Raw genomic sequence first — 16,690 nt, forward strand, 5'->3', positions numbered from 1 at the left:
TTAAGCCGAATCAGAAAGGATCTATAGATGAGCCTGAACTTTTTAGAATTTGAAAAGCCGATCGCAGAACTTGAAGCAAAGATTGAAGCACTACGTGATGTGTCTCGCCATGGCGGTGAGTCTGGTGTGGATCTAGAAAAAGAAATCGAACAGCTAGAAAAGAAAAGCTTAGAGCTTAAGAAAAAGACCTTTAGCGATCTTGGTGCTTGGGAAACCGCACAACTTGCACGCCACCCACAACGTCCTTACACGCTAGATTACATCCAGCATGCTTTTACTGAGTTTGAAGAGCTGGCTGGTGACCGTGCATTTGCTGATGATAAAGCGATTGTAGGTGGTATGGCGCGTCTAAATGGTCGCCCTGTTATGATTATCGGCCACCAAAAAGGTCGTGAAACTAAAGAAAAAGTAAAGCGTAACTTTGGTATGCCTAAGCCAGAAGGTTACCGTAAAGCGCTACGTCTAATGGAAATGGCAGAGCGTTTTAACATGCCAATCATTACCTTCATCGACACTGCTGGTGCATACCCAGGTGTTGGTGCAGAAGAGCGCGGCCAATCTGAAGCGATCGCGAAAAACCTCAAAGTGATGGCAGGCCTAAAAGTGCCAGTGATTTGTAACGTTGTTGGTGAAGGCGGTTCAGGTGGTGCACTCGCCATCGGTGTTGGCGACTACGTTAACATGCTTCAATACTCAACCTACTCTGTAATCTCTCCTGAAGGTTGTGCTTCAATCTTATGGCGCGATTCAGACAAGGCACCGCAAGCTGCAGACGCGATGGGTCTAACTGCTCCTCGCCTAAAAGAGCTTGAGCTAATTGACGAGATCATTGAAGAGCCACTAGGTGGTGCGCATCGTGATCATGTTCAAATGGCAGAAAATATGAAAGCGAATCTGCTTAAGCAGCTTGAAGAGCTAGAGCAGTTCGATACAGACACTTTGCTAGAGCGTCGTTACCAACGCCTAATGAGCTACGGTTACTGTTAATTCTCAGTGCTTTGAATGATGAAAGGTCGAACTTATGTTCGGCCTTTTTTATTGTGCAGTGATAAACTAGCGCTAGGCATAGCACATCACTTATCGAGCATGGACTTATATCAACACTTCGCATCTGTAATTCAAGCGCACCTTAACCCACATAGTCGTTTAGTCATTGGCTTTAGCGGTGGTGTTGATTCGCAAGTCTTACTCACATTGGCTGCGCGATTTGGTCAACAATATCAATGCGAGTGTCTTGCGGTGCACGTTCACCATGGGTTGAGTGGTAATGCTGATCGCTGGGCAGAGCAGTGTGCCCAATGGGCTCATGAGCGTGGGGTGCCATTCGTGGTAGAGAAGGTCATCCTCCAACCTCAGGGTAAAAGTATTGAAGCTTGTGCACGTGAAGCGCGTTATCAGGCGTTAGCACAGCACTTGGAACACGGTGACGTTTTGCTGACAGGGCAACATGCAGACGACCAATTAGAAACTTTTCTCCTCGCGGTTAAGCGTGGCAGTGGGCCTAAAGGGTTGTCGGCTATGGCGCAATGCCGATCGTTTGCCAATGGCTATATGCTAAGGCCATTACTAGAGGTGAACCGTAGCACCATTGAAGCGTTTGCGGTTGAACATCAGCTTCAATGGGCGGAAGATGAAAGCAATCAAGACACCCGCTTTGACCGTAACTACATCCGTCATCAAGTTGCCCCTGCTTTGAACCAACGCTGGCCTCATTTCAAGGCCGCCGTGCAAAGGAGTGCGCAATTATGCTTTGAGCAAGAAGCCTTGTTAGATGAGCTGCTGAGTGAAAAGTTGTCCGAGTTGACGGCGGCGGATGATGGTTTATCTATTGCCGGACTGACCTCGTTGAGTGAACTAATGCGCGGGCGATTGATCCGAATGTGGTTGAGTCAGCACCGGGTATTGATGCCGAGTCGCGACCATTTAGATAAGATTTGGTCCCAGGTAGCGATGGCTCAGCAAGATGCCAATCCGATATTGAACCTCGCTCAAGGTCAGGTGCGTCGCTTTAATCATCGGCTTTATCTCGTGGAGAGTTTGGCCGATGTGTCAGCTTGGAGCCACCAAGCCGCTCTAGAATCTTCAATGATACTTCCCGATAATTTAGGAACTCTATTACTGCGCAAGTCGACTCAAGGTCACTTGAGCTACCAAGCTTTGCAAACGGCACCACTCTCGGTGATATTCGAACCACAAGGTTTAAGTGCAAGGCCGGCTGAGCGCGGCCATAGCCGAAAACTGAAAAAGCTGTTTCAAGAATATCAGGTACCGAGCTGGCAGCGGAGAAGAATGCCCATTCTTATGTGTGGTGATAAGGTAGCCGCGATTGCAAACTTATTTATTGATCATGACTTTATAGGTCAAGACTGTGAACTTGTCTGGGACAAGTAATCCAGCTTTATGTAAAAATCGTATGCATAAAAAACACACTTCAAAAGTGGACTTATAAGGAAGAGCAATGAAAAAAATCGTAATTGGAATGGCGATAGGTATGGGCCTATTTGCAGGGCAGGCACTGGCTGCAGGTGATGTTGCCGCTGGACAAGCAAAAGCGGCAGTATGCGCGGCATGTCACGGTGCTGATGGCATTGCCGTGATCCCTGGGTATCCAAATCTGAAAGGGCAGAATGAGCAATACATCGTTAGCTCAATCAACGCATACAAAAACAAAGAGCGTACTGGGGGTTTGGCCGCAGTCATGCAGGCGCAAGCATCTATGCTTAGTGATGCCGATGTTGCAAACCTAGCGGCATACTACGCAAGTTTGAAATAAGCTAAATTTAAGTAGTATATTAGCCTGAGCTCAGATAGCTCGGGCTTTTTATTGCCCGTTGAACGTGGGATAATGGATTAAATTACTGAAGTTTAAGGGATGAACATGAAAAAAATTGAAGCCATCATCAAGCCATTCAAACTTGATGATGTTCGTGAAGCATTGGCGGAAGTTGGTATTACCGGTATGACAGTTTCTGAAGTAAAAGGCTTTGGACGTCAAAAAGGCCACACAGAATTGTATCGTGGTGCTGAGTACATGGTGGATTTCTTGCCGAAAGTGAAACTTGAAATCGTCGTCACCGATGATGTGGCCGATCAGTGTGTGGATACTATCGTTGAGACTGCACAAACAGGTAAGATTGGTGATGGTAAAATCTTTATCACTGATGTTGAGCGTATTGTTCGAATCCGAACTGGCGAAGAGGATGAAGACGCAATTTAAGCGTTGTCGCGCCGCCCGTTAAACTACTATATAGAGAAGAGCCATTTGGCTCTTTTTTGCTTTAAAGAAGGTTGTGATGAAAAAGAGATGGTTGTTGCTCTTCCCTGTACTGCTGGTTTTGCTTGGCGTAGCCAGCTATCAAACGGTGTTTACTCTGCCTAATCAGCCTCAGTTGTCGTCAATCTCAGAGGGGCAGCTAGAGCTTTCATTGCAATGCTACCGTAACGCATCCGCTAGTGTGGTTGATGACAACCAGCAGGTGAGCGTACTGGTTTGGAATATCTACAAGCAAAATAGGGCAAACTGGCAGTCGGAGCTTGAACGCCTCAGTGAAGGCAAGCAATTGGTTCTGCTGCAGGAAGCCAGCATGACGGCTGAGCTAAGACAGTGGATTCAAAGCAAGCAATGGTTTGGTAGCCAAGTTGATGCCTTTAAAGCGTTTGACACTACTGCTGGGGTGTTAAATTTAAGCCAGCCGACGCCAAGTCTGGCATGTGCTTATACTGAGTTGGAGCCTTGGCTTCGCTTACCTAAATCGGCTCTCTATGCGACTTACCCGCTTTCAAATGGGCAAGCGCTTGCTGTGGTTAATATTCATGCGGTGAACTTTACTTACGGCACAACAGAATATCGACGTCAATTGGATGTGCTGGTGGATCAACTTCTCAAGCATCAAGGACCAATTATCGTTGCTGGCGATTTTAACAGTTGGAGTGACGCCAGAATGAAAGTGATGCAGCAGGCGTTGAATAAGCTGGGGCTAAAAGAAGCGCAATATCAACCAGACAATCGAACTCAATTCATGACTGGCTTGGCTCTCGACCATGTTTTTTATCGCGACTTGGTGGTAGAAACGGCAAAGGCGCCAGTTACTGACGCCTCTGATCATAATCCTATAGAGATGCGCTTTCGCTTAAAAAATAAGGATATAGAGCGCCCAAATTAGATAGTAAGCAAACCATGGTAGCGCTGAAATAGCCAGTGCTTGTCCACGTTCGAACTCTGTCCACGTACCAACCGCGGCGTAACCTAGAGCGATATACCATGGCAGAAGTAGCGGGAACGAGCTAGCAAACTGAGACCATTCATTCGTCAGTGGTAGCTTCATCAAACCATTTAGGCTGTTTAGATCCGCTGCGTAGACCATAACCTGGCCATGCTTGAGCAACACACTGACGTAGCTCGCGAGATCACCAATTAATGCGGGGAAGGTAACCACTGCACTGGCTGCAAACCACTTCCAAAAACCGTGCTGGTGCTGGCTCGGTTTGGTGGCCAGATTAAACCAGAACGCAAGCATCAAAATTGTGAGTGTACGCCCGACCACATCACTGATGATTTCGCTAGCCATCAAAGTATTGGCTTCGAGTAATTCCAGTTGCTGTGGGTTTGTTTGAGCTAGTTGAAGCGTTAACGCTTCTTTTAACCATTCGAAGTTGACTAGGTCAAAATACGCACCCCAGAATAGAAAGGGTGAAAGCACCAAGAAAATATAAGGCTGCCAACCCCAAGCTCCGCGTTGGTAAAGGGCTAGAAAACATGCGCTAGGGGAACGGAAGATGTCCACTAGCATGATTAAAGGGTTACTTGAAGGCGTCATACACTTACCTTAGTTACATCTACGTACAGTTTAAGTTTTTGACCCGGCTTGAGGTATTTCTGTTTGCTTAGGTCATTCCATTTGACGATATCACGAGACTTCACTTTGAACTTACTTGCGATGCCGCTGATGGTGTCTCCAGAACGCACATTGTAGAACACTGTACGAATGACGGCTCCTTCAGAGCTGTTTTTCCAGATGACTAACTTCTGTCCAACACGTAGCGTATCTTTTGCTCCCATGCCATTCCATTTGGCTAACGACTTATGAGAGACCTGGTTGGCTTTTGCAATGCTCCATAGGCTATCTCCAGAGCGGACAGTATGCGTCAGCTTTATTTGGCCACGAGGTTGGCTCTGAGTTTTCTCTAGGCGTTTTGAGGCGCTTAACGCATAGACATTCGCATCTTTTGCTGCCGTTGGGATCATCAAGTATTGGCCAACGCGAATGTTGCTGTTACTCAACCCGTTCGCTCGTTGGATGACTTTTGTTGTGGTGTTGTAGCGTTTGGCTAATACACTCAATGAGTCCCCAGACTTCACTTTGTAGCGATCCAGCTTCATCCCCTTACCGCGGTTTTTCGCCACTTGGTATTGGAAGCTGTCTTTGGCTTGTAAAGGAATCAGTAGTGAGTGTGGACCAGTCGGTGCGGTCGCTCCGTGATTGTAGGCTGGGTTTAACCCTTGCAGTTCCTTAACCGAGATCCCTGCGTATTTCGCTGCGATTGCCAGATCTAACTGCTCACCAGGTTCAACCAGAGTGACGGCGGGTTTGTTCGCAATACTTGGAATATTGATGCCGTACTTTTTTTGATTGGCAACGATATCGGCCAGTGCAAGGAGTTTTGGAACGTAGCTGCTGGTCTCTTTTGGTAAGTCGAGTGAGAAAAAGTCTGTCTGCTTGCCCAATTTTTTGTTTTTACGAATGGCACTCGAAACGCGGCCGCCACCACTGTTGTAGGCGGCGATTGCGTGAGTCCACTCCCCATCGAAACGTTTGTTGAGAGCGATGAGATACTCCAGTGCCGCATCAGTGGATGCAATGACATCACGGCGACCGTCATACCAGAAATTTTGGTCTAACCCATAGAACTTGCCTGTCGCAGGAACAAATTGCCATAAACCCGCAGCGCTGCCATGTGAGTAGGCAAATGCATCGAACGAGCTTTCAACCACTGGAAGGAGTGCAAGTTCAAGCGGCAAACCGCGTTCTTCAATCTTTTCCGTGATCAGGTAAAGAAAAGGTTCGGCACGTTCAGAGACTGTTTTGAGATGATTTGGGTGCTTTAGGTACCATGTTCGATAGTAATCCACCTTCTTGTGATCCGGTACCGGCATCTTGAGTTGCATAGCAATTCGTTGCCACACATCTTCTTGAGATTGCGGGGTTGCTACAGGCTTTGGTTTTGCCGTAGGTTTAGATGGTTGAGCGATTGGCTCAATCTTCATGGTCGCCGGAGCTTCGGTCTTGGTCACCGCGGGGGAATTCTCGGTCTCTGGAGAAGGATTTTCTCCAGAATCGCTAGGCTGGGTTAGCTGACATCCTGTAAGTAAAAGTGCTAAAACCCAGCTGTGTTTTAATCGCATTGCACAGCCCTTTTATAACTTGGCTGCTGATGATACTTGTCTCAGGAGGATAGTGACAAGCATCAAATCGTCAAAATTCGTTCTTCCACTCACGTAACGCGGTAAAAATGGCGAGTGAGTCGGTTTGTTGAGTGCGGGTTGCAACTGAGCGAATAACGGTTTGCTGGTCTGTTCGCAAGAAAGGGTTGATCCACTTTTCGCGTCTTAAGGTTGTCGGCAAAGTGGGTTGGTTTTGCGCACGGAGGCGGATCACTTCATCACGAAATTGTTGTAGTTGTTCGTTATCGGGTTCAACGGCAAGCGCGAAAGCCACATTACTTGCGGTATATTCGTGGGCGCAGTAGATTTCCGTCTCTTCGGGTAAGGCGGCTAATTTACTTAGCGAAGTGTGCATTTGCTCCATGGTGCCTTCAAATACTCGACCACAGCCCGCAGCGAAAAGCACGTCACCACAAAATAGTTTGCCATCCCCAACGTAACCGATGTGACCCAGAGTGTGCCCTTCTAACCCTAAGACAAAGAAAATCTCACCAAACAACTCGATTTGATCACCGCCTTCTACAGGATGAGTAAGGGTAGGGACGGGTTCATTAGCGGGACCAACGACGTCCACTTCGGGAAATTGTCTTACTAGCTCTGCGATACCACCAATGTGATCATTGTGATGGTGGGTGATTAGGATCGCTTCTAGGCTTAGATCGTGTTGTTGTAAATACTCCAACACCGGAGCAGCGTCGCCTGGATCCACCACGGCACAACGCTGATCGCTATTTTTTATCAGCCAGATGTAATTATCATTAAATGCAGGTATGCTTTTGATATCTAACATGGTTGTGTCTCCAGAGTGAAGCAGGTTATCTATGAAACCAGCGCGTAGCAGCAAAAAGCTTGAAAAGCCTCATTCATGGTCTCAGCTTAAAAATGGCCAATGGGTGAGTGAATCAATTCAAACCCGATTGGATGAGTGGTGCCCGAAACTGTTTGGTTACCATATGCTTAAGCTAGGCGGCCTCAGTTGCGAGTTAACCAGCTTTGCCTGCAATATTCAACATCAAGTCAATCTCGATATCCAGAACCCGTTGCATAATGTTATTGCAGATGGTTACGATTTGCCCTTTTTGGAGAAAAGTTTTGATGTTGTGGTCATGGCGCATCAATTAGATTACTGCAATGACCCTCACCGAATGCTGCGTGAAGTAGACCGTGTCATGATTGATGACGGGTATATTATTATTACGGGGTTTAATCCGGTCAGTTTAACTGGCATCGCTCGTTTACTGCCTTGGCGTAAGAATAATTTACCTTGGAGTGGACGCATGTTTACGCCTAATCGAATCAAAGATTGGTTGAGTGTACTCAATTATCAGGTTGTCGAGTGTGACAGCTATGCGTTGTTCCCGATGCAGAAGTATCGCACCATGTGGACTTGGTTTGAGAACAGTCTCGGTGATTGGGCGTCTCCCATGGGAAGTCTCTATTTTATCGTCGCCAGAAAACGCACTTATCCGTTAAAGCCAATAAAGCCACACTGGAAGCTGAAACGAAAATTGACGCCGATTGGCGTCAATTACAAGCTTTCAGACAAACGTCGCAGTGCTAACTAGCGACGTAACCGGTATCTTCTTCGGTTGGGTTTTCTGCCGCCGCACGAGCAAGTTCGTCACACATTTCGTTTTCACGATGCCCTGCGTGACCTTTTACCCAGCGCCAATCTACATTGTGGCGCGCGGTTTCACTGTCGAGCGCTTTCCATAGGTCGGAATTTTTTACTGGTTTTTTGTCAGCGGTTTTCCAATCGCGTTTTTTCCAGTTGTGTATCCACTGAGTGATACCTTGGCGAACGTATTGGCTGTCGGTCGTTAAGATGACATCACACGGTTCTTTGAGTGCTTGCAGCGCAACGATGGTTGCTAGCATTTCCATGCGGTTATTGGTGGTGAGGGTATAACCTTTCGCTAGTGTTTTTTCGGTTTGCTTATAACGAAGGACAATGCCGTAGCCCCCAGGGCCAGGATTACCTAAACAAGAACCGTCTGTGAAAATTTCCACCTGTTTCGTCATGATTTGATACTATTGGGTTAAGCACATTATTGGCATAGTCTGACACACAATTTGTTATGAATACTAGCAACAATTCCACTCAACATCGCATCATCGTACTCGATACCGAAACCACGGGTATGAACCAAGAAGGCGGACCGCATTACTTAGGGCACCGCATCATCGAAATCGGTGCAGTAGAGATCATCAACCGTAAGCTGACCGGCCGTCATTTTCACGTCTACATCAAGCCTGATCGTCAAATTCAGCCCGAAGCTGTTCTTGTCCACGGTATTACCGACGAGTTCCTGGTCGATAAACCCGAGTACCAAGATGTGCATCAAGAGTTTCTTGAATTTATCAAGGGGGCAGAACTAGTTGCACACAACGCGCCCTTCGATACTGGCTTCATGGATTACGAGTTTGAGATGCTCAACGCTCAAATTGGTAAAACAGAAGATTACTGCAAGGTAACCGATACGCTGGCCATGGCGAAGAAGATCTTCCCTGGTAAGCGAAATAACCTCGACATATTGTGTGAACGTTATGGGATCGATAACTCTCACCGTACCCTTCACGGCGCTTTGCTCGATGCGGAGATCCTAGCAGATGTTTACCTGTTAATGACGGGTGGCCAAACATCATTGCAATTCAATCCGGGGGCCTCAGACAGCGATGCTGTGGGAGGCGAATCAATAAAACGTGTCGCAAGTGGACGAAAAGCGCTAAAGGTTATCCGTGCAAGTGCCGATGAATTAGAAGCGCATCAAAGTAGATTAGATATCGTCGAGAAGAGCGGAAGCTGCCTCTGGCGTCAGTAGGAGAGAGGATGTTAAGGATTTGGTTAGTGGTACTCAGCGTATTGCTGAGCTCTGTGAGTATCGCAGCGCAAGAGTCATCAATGACGCTACTCGATAATCGTTTTCGAGTTGATCCTTCTATCCAGCAGATAACCTTTGTTATCTATCGAGCTGAAAACTCCCAGCCGGTGGTGTTGGTTCGCCCAGACGGTAAGAAGTATTACGCCTGGCGCAGCCCGGACAACGTCCGCTGGTATCAAGAGTCGTCCATGGACATCATCTCTATTGATGAACCTATGCCTGGTCCTTGGCAAGCCGTTGGTAAAGTCACGCCGAAAAACAAGATCAAGCTCATCTCTCATTTGGAGCTTTCAACAGATGCTTTGCCTAATCGCCTTTACCAAGGTGAATCGATCAAGTTTACCGCGCGTTTAACCTCAGATAGTAAGCCTCTAGTTTTAAGAGATTTTCTTGATCGCGTGAAGTTAAAGGTCACCTTCACGAAATATGTCGAAAATGAGGAAGCTTTGATCAAAGAAGCTCGACCTCTGGCAGAGGTGATCGGCGAATTTGCCGATGACGGTATGGGGCTTGATGAAGTGTCCGGAGACGGTGTGTTTACCGTGTCGCTTCCAATCAGTAGTGCGCCGGGTAAGTATCGCGTGCGAATCACCTCAGGTAACGGCATTTTTCTGCGCGCACAGGAGCAAGAAGTTCTGGTTTACCCATCGCCAATTGAAGTCACGTTTATTCAATCGCGCAGCGAGCAAGAAGAGCACAAAGTGGTGATGTCAGGAGAGCAAGGAATGATCGAACCGGGATCGCTGGCCGCGTTCGTTGAACACTTTGACCCTGATGAGCGCCAAACGGATGTTCAAGGTGCAGCAGACAAAGAGAGCACCAAACTTGAGCTGACGATCCCTTATAGCGATGCATTGGGTAACTACTCTTGGACGGGGCAAGTTTACGCAACGGAGATGGGCTCAGGACGAGGTCTGGTGTTCCCGCTAAACGAGCACACCTACAGCTTGGTTGAAGAGTTAGACATTGCAGAAACAAGACGCTTGCAAGAAGAAGAGCGCCTAAAACAGCAAAAAATCATGGAAGAAATGCGCTTACTTGAGATGCGAGAAGAGAAGAAAACTAACGGCATGATCATGATAGCCGTTGGTAACGTGGTGGTTATTATCCTGGCGCTGGTGGCTTGGTTTGTGATTGGTAAGCTGAGAGCACGTAAACAGGCAGTACCTGAGATGCAATTAGAAATGCCGAAGAAATAGTGACCTTAGCGCATTAAAAAGGGCCGCATTTGCGGCCCTTTTGTTTTTCTGGCGATTAAGCAACTTCATCCATGCTTGGCAAAGTTGCGTTTTGTGGCTTTGCCGCCAACTCCTGTGGTTCAAAATCATCGACATTAATTACGTACAAGCGCTGCGCTTCAGCATCTCGCAGTAATGACGCTTCGTTATTGTCGATTAAACCTTTCTCTAGGCCGATTTCAGCGATTAAGTCTAAGCGCAAGAACGGACGACGTTCGCCGATTGCTTTACAGACTTTATCAAACACCGGCTCTGCTTCGAGTATCACGTTGAGCGCTTGTTCGATTTTACCCGCTGGGTTGAACTCGCTTGCTGTGAAGTACTGATTACGGCCAATACGCGAACGGGTCTCTGATGGGGTTTGCAGTATGCGGGCCACTTGGCTGTCTAATTTGTCACTTGGCGCTTTGCGTACACGACCGAATGGCAAAATCAGAACACGTAGCACTTTACCAAGCCACTTATTCGGGAAGTTAGCTAGGAATTCATCAATCGCATGTTCTGTTTGCTTCAAGCTGTCTTGAAGGCCCCAGTGGACGAGTGGTAAGTCGTCAGCAATGCGACCATCACTTTCGTAACGCTTCAGTGTTGCCGAACTGAGATAAAGCTGACTAAGAATATCGCCTAAACGTGCAGATAAGCGCTCCTTACGCTTGAGTGAACCGCCAAGCACAGCCATAGAGATATCGGAAAGGAACGCTATGTTCGCACTGTAACGATTAAGCTGCTGGTAATAGCGAGCAGTTGCATCTTTCACTGGAGCTTGTGAGAAACGACCGTCAGTCAGGCCAAGCCATAAGCTGCGCACGAGATTACTCATTGTAAAGCTAACATGGCCGGCAAGGGCGGCGTCGAATTTATCTAACGCATCAGAAGAGTCCGAGTAGGCGGCATTCATCTCTTCCAATACATAAGGGTGACAACGGATGGCACCTTGTCCGAAGATGATCATCGAGCGAGTCAGGATATTCGCCCCTTCCACGGTCACAGCGATGGGGGCCCCTTGGTAGCCACGGGCAAGGAAGTTTGACGGCCCCATACAGATACCTTTACCACCGACAATGTCCATTGCATCAATGATGCTCTGCTGGCCACGATGGGTACAGTGATATTTCACAATAGCTGAGATGACCGATGGCTTTTCTCCTAAGTCGATACCAGCCACGGTTAAGTTACTTGCCGCATCCATCACGTAGGCGTTGCCCGCTAGACGCGCAAGTGGCTCTTCGACACCTTCCATATGACCGATAGGTTGCTTAAACTGACGACGGATACGTGAGTAAGCGCCTGTTGCTAATGCGGCGGTTTTAATGCCACCGGTTGAATTAGAGGGCAGGGTGATACCACGGCCAACAGACAGACATTCCACCAGCATTCGCCAGCCTTGGCCCGCCATTTTTTGGCCGCCAATGATAAAGTCAATCGGAACAAAAAGATCGTTACCGCGTGTTGGACCATTTTGGAAAGGAACGTTCAGTGGGAAGTGACGGTTGCCAATTTCAACCCCATCTAGGTCAGTTGGGATCAAGGCACAAGTGATGCCAAGATCTTGCTTGTCGCCTAATAAACCTTCTGGGTCACGCAATTTGAAAGCGAGACCTAATACGGTTGCGACTGGCGCAAGAGTGATGTAACGCTTATTCCACGTTAAGCGCATACCCAGTACTTCTTCACCTTGCCATTCGCCTTTACAAACAACGCCGTAGTCTGGAATAGAGCCAGCATCTGAACCCGCTTCAGGGCTTGTTAAAGCAAAACACGGTATTTCTTTCCCTTCTGCTAGACGTGGCAGGTAGTAATCTTTCTGCTCGGTGGTACCGTAATGCTGTAGCAGTTCACCCGGACCGAGTGAGTTAGGTACACCAACGGTTGAGGATAGAACCCCTGAAACGCCAGTTAATTTTTGTAGTACCAATGACTGAGCGTACGCTGAAAACTCAAGGCCACCATATTTCTTCTTGATGATCATGGCAAAGAACTTGTTGTCCTTTAAGTACTGCCACACTTCCGGTGGAAGGTCAGCAAGTTCATGGGTGACTTGGTAATCATTGACCATGGCACAGACTTCTTCGACAGGACCATCTAAGAAAGCCTGTTCTTCAGCGCTTAAGCTTGGTGCTTTGATGTCATGCAGCTTGTTCCAATCAGGTTTACCTTTGAACAGTTCAGCTTCCCACCAAACGGTACCCGCATCGAGCGCTTCTTTTTCTGTCTGCGACATTGCAGGAAGCACTTTCTTAAACAAACTCAGCGCTTTTCTACTGATCAGAGACTGCCTAACAGACGGCAAACAAAGTACGATGACGGCGGCGACATACAGCAACCAGCCAATGGTTCCCGCAGTCCCGAACAGAGACAGCACGACCATTGTTGCAGTTAGGGCTGCAACAGAAGTAACTAAAGAGCTACGGCGGTACAAGCAAGTGGCTAACACTGCAGTAAAGCCGAGTATAGAGAGCAAGATGTCCATATTTGTTATCCTTATGCGACGCTTTATAGCTGTTATACGTCGGTATCTAGTAAGAGGTCCTACCAGTCAAGTGTAATCAAAATATTAATAAATTGTAAAACCTGCAAGTGTGCAAAAAGTGATCTAAGTAGAGTGAAAATTCTAAAAATGACGAGTGGTGCTGTTTTTATGAGCAGAGAGTGAAAAGAAAGCTCGATTTGTTAACCAACAGCTATCGACAGTGAGAATTGTTTGAGTAAACTCATCAAATAAGGTTGGCGACGCGTTAGCGTGCCTGTTTACAAACAATAATTAGAGATAGCCCTATGTACCAAGATCTGATTAAAAGCGAGTTGCTTGAAGCTGCTGACGTTCTGAATAAGTTTTTAAGTGATGAGAGCAACATTGCTCAGATTGAAGCTGCTGCAAAAATGATCGCAGATTCATTCAAACAAGGTGGCAAGGTACTCTCTTGCGGAAACGGCGGCTCTCATTGTGATGCGATGCATTTTGCTGAAGAGCTTACAGGTCGATACCGCGAAAATCGCCCGGGTTTTCCTGGTATTGCTATCTCTGACCCAAGCCATCTGTCGTGCGTGAGTAATGACTTTGGTTACGATCATGTATTTTCTCGTTATGTCGAAGCTGTTGGCGCTAAGGGAGATGTGCTGTTTGGTCTATCCACATCGGGTAACTCTGGCAACATCTTAAAGGCGATTGAAGCGGCTCAAGCGAAAGGCATGAAAACCATCGCGCTGACGGGTAAAGACGGCGGTAAAATGGCCGGATTGGCTGATATTGAAATTCGTGTTCCCCATTTTGGCTATGCAGACCGCATTCAAGAGATCCATATCAAGATTATTCATATCGTGATTCAGTTGATTGAAAAAGAAATGGAAGCACAGGGTTAATCGAGCCGTAATCGAAACTGAGTGGGCTTTGATTACGCTAGTGAGCGTTAGGGAGAAGGTTGAAGAATGTGTGAATTGCTCGGAATGAGCGCCAATGTGCCAACAGATATTTGTTTTAGCTTTACTGGTTTGATGCAACGTGGTGGTAACACTGGTCCACATCGTGATGGCTGGGGAATTACCTTCTATGAGGGAAAAGGTTTTCGAACCTTTAAAGACCCAAATCCAAGCTGCGATTCAAAGATCGCTGAGCTGGTGCAAAATTACCCGATAAAAAGTTGTGCCGTTGTAAGCCATATCCGGCAAGCCAATCGGGGGGGAGTCAACCTCGAAAACACACATCCTTTTACTCGTGAATTATGGGGACGTTATTGGACCTTTGCTCACAATGGTCAACTCTCTGATTATCAGGATCTGCAAACGGGTCGTCATCGTCCGGTAGGTCAAACAGACAGTGAGCTATCATTCTGTTGGTTACTCAAACAGATGGAAGATAAATACCCAGAGCCGCCCCAAGATATGGTTGGCGTGTTCCGTTTTGTTGCTGAGTGCTGTGACAAATTACGCGAAAAAGGCGTATTTAATATGCTGCTCTCCGATGGCGAATACGTTGTGACTTATTGCACTAACCATTTGTATTGGATCACTCGTCGTGCACCGTTTGGCAAAGCGGCCCTGATTGACGAAGATGTCGAAATTAACTTCCAAGAAGAAACCACGCCGAACGACATTGTGTCAGTGATCGCCACTCAACCTCTTACTGGAAATGAAACCTGGCACCGAATGAAGCCCGGCGAATTTGGCATTTTCCATTTTGGTGAGTTAATTGATGGCAACGCAGATGAATTGCTTGATGTAGCTTACGCACCGAAAAAAGTCGCAAGCCAGGCCCCAACAGAGCCATTGGAATAGTAGTCGGTTTTCTACCTCTTCGAGAACGCAGTTAACCCAATAAAAAAGGCCGATGTTTCCATCGGCCTTTTGCATTTCTGAGTGATAACTTAAGTAAGCTGCGCTTTCACGTGCTCAACAATATCTGTCATCGCTACTGCAGTTTTCTCACCTGAGCGGCGGTTCTTGTACTCGAAGTTACCTTCTTTCATTGAACGATCGCCAATCACGATAGTGTGAGGAATACCGATAAGCTCCATATCAGAGAACATTACACCTGGGCGCTCTTTACGGTCGTCGAATAGCACTTCGATGCCCATAGCGGTCAGTTCAGCGTACAGCTTCTCAGCGGCTTCTTTTACTTCTTCTGACTTGTGCATGTTCATTGGCACGATAGCCACTTGGAAAGGTGCAAGTGCATCTGGCCAGATGATGCCGTATTTATCGTGGTTCTGCTCGATAGCCGAAGCAACAACACGAGATACGCCGATGCCGTAACAACCCATCTCTAGGATAACGTTTTTGCCGTCAGGACCAAGCACACCACAGTTCATTGCTTCTGAGTAAGCTTTACCTAGTTGGAAGATGTGACCAACCTCGATACCACGCTTGAGCATGATTGTGCCTTGACCACATGGGCTAGGATCGCCTTCAACCACGTTACGGAGATCTTCAATTTGGCCAAGCTCAACGTCACGACCCCAGTTGATGCCAAAGTAGTGTTTATCATCGACGTTAGCACCTGCGCCAAAGTCGTTCATTACGGCAACGGTACGGTCTACGATGAATGGCAGTTTAAGACCGACTGGGCCTAGTGAGCCAGGACCTGCACCGATTAGAGCACGAATTTCTTCTTCTGTTGCCATTTCAAGAGGAGCGGCAACTTGAGGAAGGTTCTCTGCCTTCACTTCGTTTAGCTCGTGGTCACCACGGATGATAAGCGCAATGATGTCCGCATCGACGTCATCAGATGCTTTAACGAATAGAGTTTTAACCGTTTTCTCGATCGGCAGTTCAAATTGCTCGACGAGCTCTGCAATCGTCTTCGCGTTTGGCGTATCGACCAGCGTCATCTCTTGAGTCGGCTCAGCGCGGCCCTCAGTCGGCGCAGCAGCTTCTGCTTTTTCGATGTTAGCAGCGTAATCTGACTCAGTAGAGAAGGCGATTAGGTCTTCGCCGCTTTCAGCGAGTACGTGGAACTCTTGCGAGCCACTACCACCGATAGCGCCAGAGTCAGCCAATACTGGACGGTACTCAAGACCCATGCGGTCAAACGCTTTACAGTAAGCATCGTGCATCGCGTCGTAAGACTTTTGTAGGCCGTCTTTGTCGATGTCAAAGCTGTACGCATCCATCATGCAGAACTCACGAGCACGCATTACACCAAAGCGTGGGCGACGTTCATCACGGAACTTAGTTTGGATTTGGTACAGGTTTAGCGGCAACTGCTTGTAAGAGCTCACTTCATTGCGCACTAGGCTAGTGATCACTTCTTCAGCGGTCGGGCTAAGAACAAACGGACGAGTATGACGGTCAGTAAAGCGAAGCAGTTCAGGACCCATCTTTTCGCTGCGGCCTGTCTCTTCCCATAGTTCAAACGGCTGAACAACGGGCATCAAAGTTTCGACTGCGCCTGCATTGTCGATCTCTTGACGAACGATGTTTTCGACTTTACGCAGTACACGTAGACCAGTAGGTAGCCAGGTGTAAAGACCTGAAGCCAGCTTACGGATCATACCTGCACGTAGCATGAGCTGGTGGCTCACTACTTCTGCGTCGTTTGGAGTCTCCTTCAAAGTAGAAAGAAGATAATTACTGGTACGCATTAAATTTATCCGTTTATTAAAGTTAATAACTCAAGCCTGAGTGGACCCGAG

Annotated in this window: 16 protein-coding genes; 10 read left to right on the plus strand and 6 right to left on the minus strand. The window is 47.4% G+C overall.

The annotated features are described in order from the left end of the window. Positions 1-27: 27 nt before the first annotated feature. From accA to RH45_RS12115, 5 genes are all read left to right on the plus strand, one after another. Positions 28-987 (plus strand): acetyl-CoA carboxylase carboxyl transferase subunit alpha, encoded by a 960-nt coding sequence (gene accA / locus RH45_RS12095; protein ID WP_008077528.1) that lies wholly within the window; start codon positions 28-30, stop codon positions 985-987. A gap of 99 nt (positions 988-1,086) precedes the next feature. After that, a complete protein-coding gene (tilS, locus tag RH45_RS12100; protein ID WP_008077530.1) occupies positions 1,087-2,391 on the plus strand; it encodes a tRNA lysidine(34) synthetase TilS in 1,305 nt (434 codons plus the stop codon). A 67-nt stretch (positions 2,392-2,458) separates the two neighbouring features. After that, the gene (locus RH45_RS12105; protein WP_008077532.1) at positions 2,459-2,773 is read left to right on the plus strand and encodes a c-type cytochrome; all 315 of its coding nucleotides are present in this window, start codon (positions 2,459-2,461) and stop codon (positions 2,771-2,773) included. Positions 2,774-2,878: 105 nt separating this feature from the next. Continuing rightward, entirely contained in the window at positions 2,879-3,217 is a 339-nt protein-coding gene (glnB, locus tag RH45_RS12110) for a nitrogen regulatory protein P-II (protein WP_008077534.1), read from the plus strand. Between the two features lie 76 nt (positions 3,218-3,293). Beyond that, the gene (locus tag RH45_RS12115; protein WP_008077539.1) at positions 3,294-4,163 is read left to right on the plus strand and encodes an endonuclease/exonuclease/phosphatase family protein; all 870 of its coding nucleotides are present in this window, start codon (positions 3,294-3,296) and stop codon (positions 4,161-4,163) included. Here the strand turns inward: RH45_RS12115 and RH45_RS12120 are convergent. The 3 genes from RH45_RS12120 to gloB form a co-directional block, all read right to left on the minus strand. Continuing rightward, positions 4,131-4,817 (minus strand): YIP1 family protein, encoded by a 687-nt coding sequence (locus RH45_RS12120; protein ID WP_008077540.1) that lies wholly within the window; start codon positions 4,815-4,817, stop codon positions 4,131-4,133. The genes RH45_RS12115 and RH45_RS12120 overlap by 33 nt on opposite strands. After that, positions 4,814-6,403 carry a lytic transglycosylase gene (locus tag RH45_RS12125; RefSeq protein WP_008077541.1) on the minus strand — a complete coding sequence of 530 codons (1,590 nt, stop codon included), beginning with the start codon at positions 6,401-6,403 and terminating at the stop codon, positions 4,814-4,816. Before RH45_RS12125 ends, RH45_RS12120 begins: the two co-directional genes overlap by 4 nt. Before the next feature lie 70 nt (positions 6,404-6,473). Further along, complete coding sequence (gene gloB / locus RH45_RS12130; protein ID WP_008077542.1) at positions 6,474-7,232, minus strand: hydroxyacylglutathione hydrolase; 759 nt, start codon at positions 7,230-7,232, stop codon at positions 6,474-6,476. 31 nt (positions 7,233-7,263) lie between these two features. Here gloB and RH45_RS12135 point away from each other — a divergent pair, with 31 nt between their 5' ends. Continuing rightward, positions 7,264-8,007 carry a class I SAM-dependent methyltransferase gene (locus RH45_RS12135; protein ID WP_008077543.1) on the plus strand — a complete coding sequence of 248 codons (744 nt, stop codon included), beginning with the start codon at positions 7,264-7,266 and terminating at the stop codon, positions 8,005-8,007. Here the strand turns inward: RH45_RS12135 and rnhA are convergent. Further along, on the minus strand, positions 8,000-8,464 hold the full coding sequence (gene rnhA / locus RH45_RS12140; RefSeq protein ID WP_008077544.1) for a ribonuclease HI: 465 nt from the start codon (positions 8,462-8,464) through the stop codon (positions 8,000-8,002). The genes RH45_RS12135 and rnhA overlap by 8 nt on opposite strands. Before the next feature lie 56 nt (positions 8,465-8,520). Between rnhA and dnaQ the strand changes: the two genes are divergently transcribed. Both dnaQ and RH45_RS12150 read left to right on the plus strand, forming a co-directional pair. After that, the gene (gene dnaQ, locus RH45_RS12145) at positions 8,521-9,264 is read left to right on the plus strand and encodes a DNA polymerase III subunit epsilon (protein WP_008077545.1); all 744 of its coding nucleotides are present in this window, start codon (positions 8,521-8,523) and stop codon (positions 9,262-9,264) included. An 8-nt stretch (positions 9,265-9,272) separates the two neighbouring features. Beyond that, complete coding sequence (locus RH45_RS12150) at positions 9,273-10,523, plus strand: TIGR03503 family protein (protein WP_008077546.1); 1,251 nt, start codon at positions 9,273-9,275, stop codon at positions 10,521-10,523. Positions 10,524-10,578: 55 nt separating this feature from the next. On the opposite strand, the gene fadE is transcribed toward RH45_RS12150, so the two are convergent. Further along, positions 10,579-13,032 (minus strand): acyl-CoA dehydrogenase FadE, encoded by a 2,454-nt coding sequence (gene fadE, locus RH45_RS12155; protein WP_008077555.1) that lies wholly within the window; start codon positions 13,030-13,032, stop codon positions 10,579-10,581. A gap of 305 nt (positions 13,033-13,337) precedes the next feature. Here fadE and lpcA point away from each other — a divergent pair, with 305 nt between their 5' ends. Together lpcA and RH45_RS12165 are read left to right on the plus strand one after the other, a co-directional pair. Beyond that, positions 13,338-13,922, plus strand: a complete 585-nt coding sequence (lpcA, locus tag RH45_RS12160) for a D-sedoheptulose 7-phosphate isomerase (protein ID WP_008077556.1) — start codon at positions 13,338-13,340, stop codon at positions 13,920-13,922. 66 nt (positions 13,923-13,988) lie between these two features. Next, positions 13,989-14,834: a class II glutamine amidotransferase gene (locus RH45_RS12165; RefSeq protein WP_008077557.1), complete on the plus strand. Its 846-nt coding sequence runs from the start codon at positions 13,989-13,991 to the stop codon at positions 14,832-14,834. An 89-nt stretch (positions 14,835-14,923) separates the two neighbouring features. Here RH45_RS12165 and RH45_RS12170 read toward each other — a convergent pair whose 3' ends face one another. Beyond that, the gene (locus tag RH45_RS12170; RefSeq protein WP_008077558.1) at positions 14,924-16,639 is read right to left on the minus strand and encodes a proline--tRNA ligase; all 1,716 of its coding nucleotides are present in this window, start codon (positions 16,637-16,639) and stop codon (positions 14,924-14,926) included. Between the last annotated feature and the right edge of the window lie 51 nt (positions 16,640-16,690).

It is taken from the genome of Vibrio sinaloensis DSM 21326, from assembly GCF_000189275.1.
GTDB classification, from domain to species: domain Bacteria; phylum Pseudomonadota; class Gammaproteobacteria; order Enterobacterales; family Vibrionaceae; genus Vibrio; species Vibrio sinaloensis.

What these genes read in the sequence shown, in the direction of transcription:
- rnhA (WP_008077544.1), bottom strand. Translation starts at nt 8,464, where the DNA reads ATGACGAAACAGGTGGAAATTTTCACAGACGGTTCTTGTTTAGGTAAT.
- RH45_RS12170 (WP_008077558.1), bottom strand. Translation starts at nt 16,639, where the DNA reads ATGCGTACCAGTAATTATCTTCTTTCTACTTTGAAGGAGACTCCAAAC.
- gloB (WP_008077542.1), bottom strand. Translation starts at nt 7,232, where the DNA reads ATGTTAGATATCAAAAGCATACCTGCATTTAATGATAATTACATCTGG.
- glnB (WP_008077534.1), top strand. Translation starts at nt 2,879, where the DNA reads ATGAAAAAAATTGAAGCCATCATCAAGCCATTCAAACTTGATGATGTT.
- RH45_RS12165 (WP_008077557.1), top strand. Translation starts at nt 13,989, where the DNA reads ATGTGTGAATTGCTCGGAATGAGCGCCAATGTGCCAACAGATATTTGT.
- RH45_RS12125 (WP_008077541.1), bottom strand. Translation starts at nt 6,403, where the DNA reads ATGCGATTAAAACACAGCTGGGTTTTAGCACTTTTACTTACAGGATGT.
- RH45_RS12120 (WP_008077540.1), bottom strand. Translation starts at nt 4,817, where the DNA reads ATGACGCCTTCAAGTAACCCTTTAATCATGCTAGTGGACATCTTCCGT.
- accA (WP_008077528.1), top strand. Translation starts at nt 28, where the DNA reads ATGAGCCTGAACTTTTTAGAATTTGAAAAGCCGATCGCAGAACTTGAA.
- lpcA (WP_008077556.1), top strand. Translation starts at nt 13,338, where the DNA reads ATGTACCAAGATCTGATTAAAAGCGAGTTGCTTGAAGCTGCTGACGTT.
- RH45_RS12150 (WP_008077546.1), top strand. Translation starts at nt 9,273, where the DNA reads ATGTTAAGGATTTGGTTAGTGGTACTCAGCGTATTGCTGAGCTCTGTG.
- RH45_RS12115 (WP_008077539.1), top strand. Translation starts at nt 3,294, where the DNA reads ATGAAAAAGAGATGGTTGTTGCTCTTCCCTGTACTGCTGGTTTTGCTT.
- RH45_RS12105 (WP_008077532.1), top strand. Translation starts at nt 2,459, where the DNA reads ATGAAAAAAATCGTAATTGGAATGGCGATAGGTATGGGCCTATTTGCA.
- fadE (WP_008077555.1), bottom strand. Translation starts at nt 13,032, where the DNA reads ATGGACATCTTGCTCTCTATACTCGGCTTTACTGCAGTGTTAGCCACT.
- RH45_RS12135 (WP_008077543.1), top strand. Translation starts at nt 7,264, where the DNA reads ATGAAACCAGCGCGTAGCAGCAAAAAGCTTGAAAAGCCTCATTCATGG.
- tilS (WP_008077530.1), top strand. Translation starts at nt 1,087, where the DNA reads ATGGACTTATATCAACACTTCGCATCTGTAATTCAAGCGCACCTTAAC.
- dnaQ (WP_008077545.1), top strand. Translation starts at nt 8,521, where the DNA reads ATGAATACTAGCAACAATTCCACTCAACATCGCATCATCGTACTCGAT.